Here is a 12,038-nt window from a genome sequence, read left to right as displayed (position 1 = left end):
TTCCAGGACCACGGGCCGCGCTCAGCGCGGGGTGGCGAGCCAGTCGGCGTAGTGGGTGGGGGCCAGGCGCGCCTCGGGGCCCGCGATGAGCTCGTCGCCGGTGACGGCCGCGAACAGGCCTGCCGACGGATCGGTGACGACGGTGCGGTCGTCCTTGCGGGCGGCCAGCGTGCGGCGGCCCAGCTCGTCGAGCGTGAAGACGTCGGGGCCCGCCACGTCGAGGATGCCGTCGAGCGGCGGGGCGGTCGCCACGTCGGCGAGCGCCGCGACCACGTCGGCGGTGGCGATCGGCTGGATCCGGGTGGCGGGCAGCCGGACGGTCCGCTCGTCGGACGTCCAGGACATGGTCGGTTCCATGAACTCGAAGAACTGGGTGGCGCGCACGATCGAGTACGGGGTGGGGCCCTGGCGCAGCAGCTCCTCCTGGAGCGTCTTGGCCCGGTAGTAGTCCAGCTGCGGCACCTGGTCGACGCCGACGATGGACAGGATCACCTGGTGGCGCACCCCCGCCCGGTCGCCCGCCGCCAGCAGGTTCCCCATGGTGGTGCGGAAGAACGCGGGGGAGTCCTGGTCGAACGTCGGCGAGTTCGTCACGTTGACCACCGTGTCCGCGCCCTCCAGTGCCCCGTCGAGGCCCTCGCTGGTGAGCAGGTCGACGCCGGTCGACAGGGAGACGGGGAGCACCTCGTGGCCCGAGGTGCGCAGGGTGTCGACGAGCTGGGAGCCGATCAGGCCGGTGCCGCCGATGACGGTGAACCTCATGGCCGTGTCCTTTCGTGGGGGCCGAGTGCCGGCCGGCCGTCCCGGTCGCAAACTCGGATATCTGATGTCCGAGATAATACTCGGATAGTCTGTGTCCGAGTCAAACGGGAGGGCGAACGGGAGGGCGCATGAAACTGTCCGGTGGCGTGGAGTGGGCGCTGCACTGCTGCGTGGTGCTCACGGCGGCGACCGAGCCGGTCCCTGCCGCCCGGCTGGCCCAGCTGCACGACGTCTCGCCCAGCTATCTGGCCAAGCAGATGCAGGCGCTGTCCCGGGCCGGGCTGGTCCGCTCCGTCCAGGGCAAGACGGGCGGGTACGTGCTGACCAGGGAGGCCGCCGAGATATCGGTCCTCGACGTGGTGCAGGCGGTCGACGGGGCGACGCCCGCCTTCGTGTGCACCGAGATCCGGCAGCGCGGCCCGCTCGCGACCCCGCCCGAGAAGTGCGGGAAGCCCTGCGGCATCGCCCGGGTGATGGGCGCCGCCGACGCCGCCTGGCGGGCCTCGCTCGCGGGCGTCACCGTCGCGGACCTCCGGGACTCGGTGGAGCGGGACAACGGGCCGGGCGCGCTGACCGGCGTCGGTGCCTGGCTCGGCGGCGACGAAGGCTGACCGGGGGACCGGGTACAGCCCGGGGCACGGTTTCCGGTGCGTGGCCGCCGAGTGAATGATGTGCACATGCCTTGACGGGTGGTCGGGCCCCCGCGCACCGTTGCTGGGGCCGATTCCGTCCAGTGGGGGGCAAGTGAACAGCAGACTGTTCGGCGCGGGAGCGGTGCTGTCCGTTCTCGCCCTGGTGAGCGCGGTGCCGGCACCGGCGTCGTCGACGGAGCGGCACGGCCTTCCCCTGGGGGCCGCCGACCTGACCGAGACGCGGACGACGCGGACGCTGCAGCCCGGCGTCACCCTCACCCGCATCGTGCGCGGCGCCGACGCCCCGGCGATGGCCTGGACCGTGGAGGTCTCCATCCCCGGTGGGGCCGGCTCCCCGGACCCGGACGCGCCGCCGACGGCCCTCAAGGACCGGGTGAGCGCCGCGGAACTGGTCGACGAGCTGACGGGCGACGGCTTCACCGCACGGTCCGAGGAGGTCACCACCGCCGCGACCGCCGACGACCCGGGCGGCACGCTCGGCTGGCGGGTCCGCGTCGGCAGCTTCGGCTCGGAGGCCGCCGCGACCGCCGAACGCACCCGGCTGCGGACGGCCGGATACACCGGATCCGCCGTCTACACCGGATGGGACGGCGACGCCACGGACCGCGGCCCCTGGCGGATCGACGTGCTCACCATCGACCCGAAGCGGTTCCGCGGCACGCTCACCGCCTCGTACGGACCCGATCTGGAGAACCGCGAGACGACCAGCGCGCTCGCGGGCGCGGCGGGCGCCACCGCGGCGGTCAACGCCGGGTTCTTCGTGCTCGACCCGCGCGCGGGCGCCCCCGGCGACCCGGCCGGCACCGGCGTCTACGACGGTCGGTTGCTGAGCGAACCCGTGAACGGCCGCCCCGCCCTGGTGGTCCACGACTCCGGGCGGCGCAGCGAGGTCACCCGGTTCACCTGGCAGGGCCGGGTCACCGCCCGGAACGCGTCGCTGCCGCTGGACGGCATCAACCGCGTGCCCGGCCTGATCCGGAACTGCGGAGGCACCGCCGACGACAGCCCGACCGCGGCCCCGCTGCACGACACGACCTGCACCGACCCCGACGAACTCGTCGCCTTCACACCCGAGTTCGGCGCCTCGACACCGGCGGGCGACGGCGCCGAGGCCGTCCTGGACAGCCGCGGCCGGGTCACCGAGGTGCGCACGCCGCGCGGCGGGCCGCTGCCGGCGGGCGGCCGTTCCGTCCAGGCGACCGGGACGTACGCCGACCAGCTGAAGGGGCTCGCCCGGGTCGGTCAACCGCTGCGAATCCAGAGCGGGTTGACCGACGCGAAGGGCCACCGGGTCGCCACCTCGCCCGGCACCGACATCGTCAACGGCGGCCCCGAACTCGTCCGCGACGGACGCCTGCACGTCACCCCGGCCGCCGACGGGATGGTCCAGCCGGACAACCCGAGCTTCTCCTACGGCTGGGTCCACAAGCGGAATCCGCGCACCCTCGCCGGGGTGGACGCCGCCGGACGCACCGTGCTCGTCACCGCCGACGGCCGGGCCACGAACGCGCTCGGGCTCAGCATCCCGGAGAGCGCCGCGGTCGCCAGGGCGCTGGGCCTGCGGGACGCGATCAACCTGGACGGCGGCGGCTCCACCACCATGGTCGCCGACGGACAGGTCATCAACGACCCGTCGGACGCGGCCGGTGAACGCCCCGTAGGAGACGCCCTGTTGGTCCTTCCCTGACCCCACTCACTGCCGAGCTCCACCCCCGTCCGTCGCCCGACCGCCGCACCACGGGAGCCGCCATGACCGTCGCCACCGCCCGCCGCGTCAGATCCCTGCTGCTCGTTCTCGCCGCCCTGCTGGTCACCCTGGCGCCGGCCCCGGCGGCCCTCGCCGCCCCGGTCGCGAAGCCGGGCGCCGAGGTCGTCTCCGTCACCCAGGTGACCGGCCGTCAGGTCGACCTGGGCGTGCGGTCGGCGGCGCTCGGGGGCCGGACCGTGAACGTCCGGCTGCTCACGCCCGACGGCTGGGACCCGGACGACCGCGGCCGGCGCTGGCCGACGCTGTGGCTGCTGCACGGCTGCTGCGGCGACTACACCTCGTGGACGAGCCGCACCGACGTCGCCGGCATCGAGAGCCTGCGCGACGTCCTCGTGGTCATGCCGGAGGCGGGCTGGAACGGCTGGTACAGCGACTGGTGGAACAACGGCGCGGGCGGCGACCCGGCCTGGGAGACCTTCCACACCCAGGAGCTGCGCCGTCTCCTGGAGAGCGACTGGGGCGCGGGCAGCCGCCGGGTCGTGGCCGGACTGTCCATGGGCGGCCAGGGCGCGCTCCTGTACGCGGCCCGGCACCCGGGCATGTTCAAGGCGACCGCCGCGTACTCCGGCTCCGTGCACCCGCTCCTGAACGACGAGTCGGTGAACCGCATCATGGGCTTCTTCGCGGGCCAGGGCGACGACCCGCGGCGCGTCTGGGGCGACCCCGTCGCACAGCGCGACATCTGGGCGGCGCACGACCCGTACCACCTGGCGAAGCGGCTCAAGTCGCTGCCCGTGTACCTCTCGTGCGGCGACGGCACCACGGGGCCGCTCGACGCGCCGGGCGTCACCAGCGCCCTCGAAGCCGACTTCAACCGGCAGAACCAGGCGCTCGCCGCCGAACTCGACCGCGTCGGGGCCCGGCACGTCACCACGAACTTCTACGGGCCCGGGACGCACGGATGGGCCTACTGGCAGCGGGAGTTGCACGCCTCGCTGCCGATGCTGCTCAGGGCGCTGAAGGTGGCCTGAGCGTCAGGCCGGGGTCAGCCGCGCGATCCTGGCCAGCCGCCGGAACGACTCCAGGAGGCCCTCGCGGTCGTACGTACTGGTCGTGACCAGCACCTCCTGGGCGCCGCTCTCCTTGATCACGGCCTCCAACTCGTCCGTGACCTGCTGCTCCGTGCCGACGATGTGACCGCGCAGACCGGACTCGTAGAGTTCGCGCTCCTTCGCGGTCATGTCGAGGCCCGCGACGCGCTCGGCCGGCGGCAGCGGCGGGAAGGTGCCGTGCGTGCGGGAGTGCGCCATCGACCAGGCCTCCGGGACGAGGAGACGGCGCGCCTCCGGCTCGCTGCCCGCGACCGCGACGGTCCCGGAGATCATCACGTACGGCTCGTCGGCCCACGCGGACGGGCGGAACTGGGCGCGGTACCGGTCGATGCCGCGCAGCATCCTCTCCCGGCCGCGGAAGTCGCCGATGACCATCGGCAGGCCCGCGCGGGCGGCGATCGAGGCGCCCTCGCCCATCGCGAGCACGAACGGCGCCACGGTCAGGCCCTCGGTGGGGCGGGCGTGGACGCGGGTCGGCGACGCGCCGTCGGAGCCCGTGAAGTACGCCAGCAGTTCGTCGAGCTGGCCGGCGAAGTCGTCGGCCACGTCCTTGTCCCGGCCCAGCGCCCGGCGGACGCCGTCCGTGAAGCCGACCGAGCGGCCGAGGCCCATGTCGATCCGCCCCGGGAACAGCGACTCCAGGACCCCGAACTGCTCGGCCACGACCAGGGGTTGGTGGTTGGGCAGCATGACGCCGCCGGTGCCGACGCGGATGCTCCGGGTCGCGGCCGCGACGGCCGCCGCGAGGACGGTCGGGGCCGACCCGGCGACGCCCGGGACACCGTGGTGCTCCGAGACCCAGACCCGGTGGTACCCGAGGCGCTCCAGGTCCTGGGCGAGCGCGACGGTGTCCCGCAGGGCCTCGGGGGCCGGGTGGGACTCGCGGGTGCGGGAGCGGTCCAGGACGGAGAAGCGGGTCTCTTCGATCACGGTGGTCACGCAGTGTTCAACGCGGAAGCGCTCCGCCGGGATTCCCGGGGCCGGCGCACCCCTTCGGGGCGCCCGGCCGGGGAGATCTCCTTAAGGTGGGCCGCGTGGCTCACGACAGACTTCCTCTCGCCGTCTTCGATCTCGACGGGACCCTCGCCGACACCGCGCACCGCCAGCACTTCCTGGAGGCGCGGCCCCGGGGCTGGGACGCCTTCTTCGCCGCCGCGCCGGACGATCCGCCGCTCGCCGAGGGCATCGCGCTCGCCCGGGGCAGCGCCGAGGAGTGCGAGGTCGTGTATCTGACCGGGCGGCCCGAGCGGTGCCGGGCGGACACCGTGGCCTGGCTCGCCGCGCAGGAGCTGCCGCAGGGGCGGCTGCACATGCGGCGCAACGACGACCGCAGGCCGGCCCGGCGCACCAAGCTGGACGTGCTGCGCCGGATCACGCGCGGCCGGGAGCTGCGCATGCTCGTCGACGACGACGAACTCGTCTGCGACGAGGCGGAGCGCGCCGGGTTCCGCGTCGTACGGGCCCGCTGGGCGAGCGCGTCGGCGGCGCTGAAGGACGCGCAGGAACGCGACGGCCGGACCTGAGGGGTCCGGGCGGTCAGTCGCCCTCGTCGAGGCGGAAGCCGACCTTCAGGCCCACCTGGTAGTGCTCGACCTCCCCGTCGACGATCTGGCCCCTGACCTGGGTGACCTCGAACCAGTCGAGGTTGCGCAGGGTCTGCGAGGCGCGCGCGATGCCGTTGCGGATCGCCTGGTCGACGCCCTCGTGCGAGGTGCCGACGATCTCGGTGACGCGATACGTGTGGTTCGACATGCTTCCACGGTGCCGCAGGGCGGTGGGATCCGCGAGGGGGCGGTGATCCGTGGGGCGGGACTTACTTCCCGGTAACTCTTGACCCGCGCATTGGTACATACCAAAATCCAGCAACACCCGGTACGAGCAGCGCGCTCTTCCCCCACGTCGGGCCGACCCTCCCTGTCCGCAGGCAGAAAGTGACCCCCCGTGAGCTCCCGCCGTGCCGTGCTGTCCCTCTGTTCCCTCGCCGTCGTGTCCGGCACGCTCCTCACGGCGTGCGGAGCCCTGCCGGGTGATGAACCGGGCCGTCGCACGGTCACCGTGTGGCTGATGCGGGACAGCGCCTCCGACGCCTTCCTGAAGCGCTTCACGAAGGCGTACGAGGCCGAGCACACCGACATCACCCTCGACATCCGCATCCAGGACTGGACCGGCATCGGCGAGAAGGTCACCAAGGCCCTCGACGACAAGGACGGCGGCGACGGCGGCCCGGACGTCATCGAGGTCGGCAACACCCAGGTGCCGCAGTACGTCGACGGGGGCGGACTGCTCGACCTGTCCCTGGAGTCCGCACGGGACCTCGGCATGGAGGACTGGCTGCCCGGACTCGCCGAGCCAGGCGTCGACCACGCCCGCCAGTTCGGCATCCCCTGGTACGCCGCCAACCGAGTGGTCATCTACAACAAGGACCTCTTCGCCGCGGCGGGCATCAAGAACCCGCCCACCACCCGCGACGAGTGGCTCGACCTGACCCGGCGCCTCGACTCCGACGGCCGGCAGGGCATCTACCTCGCCGGACAGGACTGGTACACCCTGTCCGGATTCATCTGGGACGAGGGCGGCGAGCTCGCGCACGAGTCGGCGGGCACCTGGACCGGCGCCCTCGACACCCCCGAGGCGTTGCGCGGCATGGACTTCTACCGCCGCCTCCAGGCGCTCGGGCAGGGTCCGCGGAACGCCGACGAGGAACACCCCTCGCAGGCCGACCAGTTCGCCCGCGGGGACATCGGCCAGATCATCTCGACGCCGGGCACCGCGCAGCGGATCGTCAAGAAGAACCCCGCACTCAAGGGGAAGCTGGGGTTCTTCCCCATCCCCGGCAAGACGGCCAACCGCGCCGGATCGGTCTTCACCGGCGGCTCCGACCTGGTCATCCCCGCGAACACCGGCGACCGGGCGAGCGCCGTCGCCGTGGTCAAGGCCCTGGCCGGCGAGAAGTGGAACACCGAGCTGGCCAGGACCATGAACTACGTGCCGAACAAGACGACCCTCGCGAACGCCGTGGCCGGTGAGCCGGGCGTCGCCGCGATGGCCGTCGGCGCCGCCCACGGCAAGGCGACCCCCGCCTCGCCCCTGTGGGCCACGGTGGAGGCCGCCGACAACCCCATCAAGGCGTACATGTCCCAGGTGTTGTCCGGCGCGGACCCGGCCACCGCGGCGAAGAAGGCGTCCCGCACGATCACCGAGCGGCTGGACGAGAGCGGGGAGTGACGCCCGGCCGGCCGGCAGGCCGGTCGTCCCGGCCGACTACGCGTCTATGCGGTGGCGGGCGTGCTCAGCGACAGGGCGAACCTGCCCGCCTCGTCCGTCCACCACCGCGTCAACTCGAGGCCGGCCGCGCCGAGTTCCTCGCGCACCCGCTCCTGGCGGAACTTCGCCGACACCTCCGTGCGCAGCTCCTCGCCCGCCTCGAAGTCGACCGCGAGGTCCAGCGCCGGGATCTTCACCGTCTGCGGCACGGTGGAGCGCAGCCGCATCTCGATCCACTCCTCCCGCGGGTCCCACAGGGCGACGTGCTCGAACGCGCCGGGGTCGAAGTCGGCGCCCAGCTCCCGGTTCACCACCGACAGCACGTTCTTGTTGAACGCGGCGGTGACGCCCGCCGCGTCGTCGTACGCCGCGATCAGCGTCGACTCGTCCTTCACCAGGTCGGTGCCGAGCAGGAGGAAGTCACCGGGGGACAGCAGCTCCCGCACGGCCTTCAGGAACGCCGCGCGCTCGTCCGGCAGCAGATTGCCGATCGTGCCGCCGAGGAACGCCACCAGCCGCGGCCCGGGCGTCGCGGGCAGGTCGAGGCCGCGGGTGAAGTCGGCGACCAGCGCGTGCACGGCGAGCCCCGGATGCTCGGCCCGCAGGGTCCTGGCCGCGCCCCGCAGCGCGCTCTCGCTCACGTCCACCGGGACGTACGCCGCCAGGTCCGCGAAGGACTCCAGCAGGTGGCGGGTCTTGTCGGACGAGCCCGAGCCGAGCTCGACCAGGGTGCGGGCCCCGGTCGCCGCGGCGATCTCCGGGGCGCGCGCGACGAGGATCTCCCGCTCGGCCCGGGTCGGGTAGTACTCCTCCAACGTCGTGATCTCGTCGAAGAGTTCACTGCCGCGCGCGTCGTAGAACCACTTCGGCGGCAGCGTCTTGGGCGAACGGGTCAGCCCGTGCAGGACGTCGGACCGCAGCGCGGCGTCCGTCGCGTCCTCGGGCAGGGTGCGGGTCAGCTGAAAAGGGGGGTTCGTGCTCACGCGGACGGCTCCTTGAGCGGGGTCAGCAGGACGTCGGTGCGGCTGGCCGCGAGCAGCGTGCGGTCGGGCACCTCGGTCCAGTACGGATCGTCGTCGTACGGCTCGGAGGCGACGACGGTGCGGCGGCCGGGCTCGGCGAGGTACCAAAGGGTGTCGCCCCAGGCGGTCGCGGTGATCGTCTCGCCGTTGGTGAGGAGGAAGTTGAGGCGCGCGCCGGGCGCCGCCTCGGCGACCTCCACGACCGTGTCGGCCAGCGCCTGCGCCTCGTCGTCGCCCGCCCGCAGCCGGTGCAGGACGAGCGCCCACAGGAACGCGGCGTCGCAGCGCGCCTCCATGGCGAGGAGGTCGGCCGCGGGCAGCGTGTGCGCCAGCGACGTGAGGGAGCGCGGCCAGCCCGGCACCGCCCCGTTGTGGCTGAACAGCCAGGGCCCGGACGCGTACGGGGCGGCCGCGGCCTCCCCGTCGGCGCCCGCGAGCGTCGCGTCCCGGACCGCCGCGAGCAGCGCGCCCGAGCGGACGACCCGGGCCAGGTCCGCGTACGCCTGGTCGCCCCAGATGGGCACGGCGCGCCGGTACCGGGCGGGGACCGGGTCCCCGTCCGCGTACCAGCCCACCCCGAAACCATCGGCGTTGACCGTGCCGTGCCGCTGCCGCCGCGGCTCCCACGACTGCCGGAACAGGCTGTGCGGCGGCGCGTCGACGACCTCGCCGAGCGGCACAGGAGGCCCCAGATAGGCCAGGTGACGGCACATCAGGAACCCTCCTGCGGCGCGGCGTCGCACGCCGTGCGGAAGCCGGCGAAGATCTGCCGGCGGATCGGGTAGTCCCAGTTGCGGAACGTGCCCCGGCAGGCCACCTCGTCCACCGCGAACGAACCGCCGCGCAGCACCTTGTGGTCGGACCCGAAGAAGACCTCCGAGTACTCGCGGTAGGGATACGCCACGAAGCCCGGGTAGGGCAGGAAGTCGCTGGCCGTCCACTCCCACACGTCACCGATCAACTGCCGTACGCCGAGCGGGGACTCGCCCATCGGGTAGCTGCCGGCCGGGGCCGGGCGCAGATGCCGCTGTCCCAGGTTCGCCCGGCTCGGCGTCGGGTCGGCATCGCCCCACGGGAAGCGCATCGTGCGACCCGACGCCGGGTCGAAGCGGGCCGCCTTCTCCCACTCGGCCTCGGTCGGCAGCCGGCGGCCCGCCCAGCGGGCGTAGGCGTCTGCCTCGTACCAGCTGACGTGCAGGACCGGCTCGTCCGGCGGCACCGGCTCCGTCACCCCGAAGCGCCTGCGCAGCCACTGGCCCGCCTCGCGCCGCCAGAACAGCGGCGCCGCCAGGTCGTGGTCGCGGACCATCGCCCAGCCCTCGGGCGCCCACCAGCGCTGCTGCCGGTAGCCGCCGTCCGCGATGAACTCCAGGTACGCCGCGTTCGTCACCGGCGTCGTGTCGATGCGGAACGGCGGCACCAGGCGGGCGTGCGCCGGGCGTTCGTTGTCCAGGGCCCACGGCTCCGCCGTCGTGCCCATCGTGAACGGCCCGCCGGGGACGAGGACGTCGGCCGGGCCCCGGAAGGGCTCGTCCAGCGGTTCCGGGTCGGGCGCGGTGAGCGCCGCGGCCCCCTTCCTGAGCTGATGGGTGATCAGCATCGTCTCGTCGTGCTGCTGTTCGTGCTGCGCGATCATTCCGAAGGCGAACCCCGAGCGGGTCAGCAGCGCCGCCCCGTCCGCCTCGAACGGCGTCTTCTCCAGCACGTCGAGCGCCCGGCCGCGCACCTCGGCCGCGTAGCCACGGGCCTCGGCCGGTGCGAGCAGCGGCAGCCGCGGACGTTCGGCGCGCGGGTGCTCGAACGCGTCGTACAGCGGGTCGATCTCCGGCCGCATCGCCTCCCGGCCCGCGACCGCCCGCAGCAGCCACTGCTCCTCCTGGTTGCCGATGTGCGCCAGGTCCCACACCAGCGGCGACATCAACGGCGAGTGCTGCGCGGTCAGTTCGGCCTCGTCGACACAGCTCGTCAGCAGCGTCGTGCGGCGCCGCGCCGTCTCCAGGGCCTCGACGGCGCGCCGGCGCAGCGTCTCCGGATCCGTGGTGACGTTCTCCTCGGTGGTCATGAGCGGACGGTCCTCCCCTGGGCGGGTTCGGGTGCGTGGAGCCGGTCGAGCACGTCGTCGGCGGGGCAGCGGCCCCGTACGACGTAGCGGTGCGTGAAATCCGCGACCGCCCGCCGGACGTCGGGGCCCGCGCCGAGCCTGGGCAGCGCGTCGAGGGCCGCCGTGAAGCAGACGGTGGCGGCCTCCCGCAGCTCCGGATCGGTGAGGCCCGCCCGGGCCGCCTCCCGCCACAGCGCGTTGTGCGGCGCGGGCAGCGGGCCCGCCCGCTCGGCCAGCGGCTTCACGGCCCGGTACGCGGTCTCCGCGGCCTCCGGATCGTCGAACAGCGCCGTCGTCACGGCGAGCGGCACCAGCCACCCGTCGTCGCCGGGCTGGGCGTCGATCATGCGGAGTTCGAGGTGGCCGCGCGGCCGCACCGGCGGGAACAGCGTCGTCAGGTGGTAGTCGAGGTCGGACCGGGTCGGCGGGCGCGGCGCGCCCGTGCGCACCCACTCCCGGAAGGTCAGCCCGTCCGGCACCTGCCAGGGACCGCTCGGCGTGCGCACGCACATCACCGGCGCGTCCAGGACGTGCCGGGCCCAGGCCGTACGCGGCTCCGCGTCGAGCGGCGGTGCGCCCGAACGCCCCGAGTCGATCCGCTCCCACAGCACCTGCCGCGTCGACCGCCAGCCGGTCGGACGGCCGCCCAGCATCGGTGAGTTGGCGAACGCCGCGACCAGCACCGCGCCCAGCAGGTGGGCGAGCAGCCAGCGCCGCCCGTGCCCGAGCGGGCCCGGCTCCTCGTGCCCCGCGTCCAGGCACACCTGCACCGACGCCGACGAGCACATCATGGAACGCCCGGCGGGCCCGGCCCGGTCGAGCGAGGCTTCCAGGGCGTCGTAGCGGGGCTGGTGGAGCACCCGGCGCGGGGGGCGCCACGGATCGGTGCCGTGGCCGGAGAGGACGAGCCCGTGGCGGCTCAGTGCCGTGCGGACGGCGGTCAGATCGGCCGTCATGGCCGAGACGCATTCCGTCAGCGTGGCGGCGGGGAGCGAACTCAGCTCCAGCTGTCCGCCGGGTTCCACGGTGAGCGCCGAGCTCAGAGGCAGGGCGCGCAGTGCGACATAGGCCGCGTCGAGTCGTTCGGGCCGTAACGGGGCCCAGGGAGTCGGACGCGGCTCGTGAACGAACCACTCCAGCTCCACACCCACCGTGCGGGGCGGGCCCGTCTTGAAGCAGATGCCCCGTACCAGGGCCTCCACCTCCGCCTCGGTGACCAGGTCACCGGGCGCCGTACAGTCTCCCTCGCTCATACCGGGATCCTCCTGGTCCTCACGCATCCCATGGTCCCTGGTGGGGACCCTGGCGTCGATTCGGCCCGGGTCGGGCCGTTTCTCGCGACGCCCGTCCCACCCAAGACGGTCGAGCCGGATCGCACAAGAGTGCCCATGGCGTTCTTCGGGTCAGGTTCGGCGG

Annotated in this window: 12 protein-coding genes; 5 read left to right on the top strand and 7 right to left on the bottom strand. The window is 73.7% G+C overall.

From position 1 onward, the window contains the following. Positions 1 to 21: 21 nt before the first annotated feature. Positions 22 to 762: an SDR family oxidoreductase gene (locus M4J07_RS29650; RefSeq protein ID WP_255976616.1), complete on the bottom strand. Its 741-nt coding sequence runs from the start codon at positions 760 to 762 to the stop codon at positions 22 to 24. 128 nt (positions 763 to 890) lie between these two features. On the opposite strand from M4J07_RS29650, the gene M4J07_RS29645 reads away from it, so the two are divergent. The 3 genes from M4J07_RS29645 (at position 891) to M4J07_RS29635 (ending at position 4,154) form a co-directional block, all read left to right on the top strand. Further along, positions 891 to 1,373: an RrF2 family transcriptional regulator gene (locus M4J07_RS29645; protein WP_255976614.1), complete on the top strand. Its 483-nt coding sequence runs from the start codon at positions 891 to 893 to the stop codon at positions 1,371 to 1,373. A gap of 133 nt (positions 1,374 to 1,506) precedes the next feature. Further along, positions 1,507 to 3,102: a phosphodiester glycosidase family protein gene (locus tag M4J07_RS29640; RefSeq protein WP_255976612.1), complete on the top strand. Its 1,596-nt coding sequence runs from the start codon at positions 1,507 to 1,509 to the stop codon at positions 3,100 to 3,102. A 62-nt stretch (positions 3,103 to 3,164) separates the two neighbouring features. Next, positions 3,165 to 4,154: an alpha/beta hydrolase gene (locus M4J07_RS29635; RefSeq protein ID WP_255976610.1), complete on the top strand. Its 990-nt coding sequence runs from the start codon at positions 3,165 to 3,167 to the stop codon at positions 4,152 to 4,154. 3 nt (positions 4,155 to 4,157) lie between these two features. Here M4J07_RS29635 and M4J07_RS29630 read toward each other — a convergent pair whose 3' ends face one another. Next, on the bottom strand, positions 4,158 to 5,174 hold the full coding sequence (locus tag M4J07_RS29630; protein ID WP_255976608.1) for an LLM class flavin-dependent oxidoreductase: 1,017 nt from the start codon (positions 5,172 to 5,174) through the stop codon (positions 4,158 to 4,160). A gap of 95 nt (positions 5,175 to 5,269) precedes the next feature. Between M4J07_RS29630 and M4J07_RS29625 the strand changes: the two genes are divergently transcribed. After that, on the top strand, positions 5,270 to 5,758 hold the full coding sequence (locus M4J07_RS29625) for a phosphatase domain-containing protein (protein WP_255976606.1): 489 nt from the start codon (positions 5,270 to 5,272) through the stop codon (positions 5,756 to 5,758). 13 nt (positions 5,759 to 5,771) lie between these two features. On the opposite strand, the gene M4J07_RS29620 is transcribed toward M4J07_RS29625, so the two are convergent. Continuing rightward, complete coding sequence (locus M4J07_RS29620) at positions 5,772 to 5,987, bottom strand: dodecin (RefSeq protein WP_255976604.1); 216 nt, start codon at positions 5,985 to 5,987, stop codon at positions 5,772 to 5,774. Positions 5,988 to 6,176: 189 nt separating this feature from the next. Here M4J07_RS29620 and M4J07_RS29615 point away from each other — a divergent pair, with 189 nt between their 5' ends. Then, the gene (locus M4J07_RS29615; protein ID WP_255976603.1) at positions 6,177 to 7,460 is read left to right on the top strand and encodes an extracellular solute-binding protein; all 1,284 of its coding nucleotides are present in this window, start codon (positions 6,177 to 6,179) and stop codon (positions 7,458 to 7,460) included. A gap of 44 nt (positions 7,461 to 7,504) precedes the next feature. Here M4J07_RS29615 and egtD read toward each other — a convergent pair whose 3' ends face one another. The 4 genes from egtD to egtA are packed head-to-tail and all read right to left on the bottom strand — an operon-like array spanning position 7,505 to position 11,875. Next, positions 7,505 to 8,482 carry an L-histidine N(alpha)-methyltransferase gene (egtD, locus tag M4J07_RS29610; protein WP_255976601.1) on the bottom strand — a complete coding sequence of 326 codons (978 nt, stop codon included), beginning with the start codon at positions 8,480 to 8,482 and terminating at the stop codon, positions 7,505 to 7,507. Then, complete coding sequence (gene egtC, locus M4J07_RS29605) at positions 8,479 to 9,234, bottom strand: ergothioneine biosynthesis protein EgtC (protein WP_255976600.1); 756 nt, start codon at positions 9,232 to 9,234, stop codon at positions 8,479 to 8,481. The genes egtD and egtC overlap by 4 nt, the downstream gene beginning before the upstream one ends. Further along, entirely contained in the window at positions 9,234 to 10,583 is a 1,350-nt protein-coding gene (gene egtB, locus M4J07_RS29600; RefSeq protein WP_255976598.1) for an ergothioneine biosynthesis protein EgtB, read from the bottom strand. The genes egtC and egtB overlap by 1 nt, the downstream gene beginning before the upstream one ends. Further along, positions 10,580 to 11,875, bottom strand: a complete 1,296-nt coding sequence (gene egtA, locus M4J07_RS29595) for an ergothioneine biosynthesis glutamate--cysteine ligase EgtA (protein WP_255976597.1) — start codon at positions 11,873 to 11,875, stop codon at positions 10,580 to 10,582. Before egtA ends, egtB begins: the two co-directional genes overlap by 4 nt. Positions 11,876 to 12,038 lie beyond the last annotated feature (163 nt).

Origin of the sequence: Streptomyces longispororuber (genome assembly GCF_024448165.1) — a bacterium.
GTDB classification, from domain to species: Bacteria; Actinomycetota; Actinomycetes; order Streptomycetales; family Streptomycetaceae; genus Streptomyces; species Streptomyces longispororuber_A.
The sequence above is the reverse complement of the archived record's forward strand: the minus strand, read 5'-3'. Positions and strand labels throughout refer to the sequence as shown.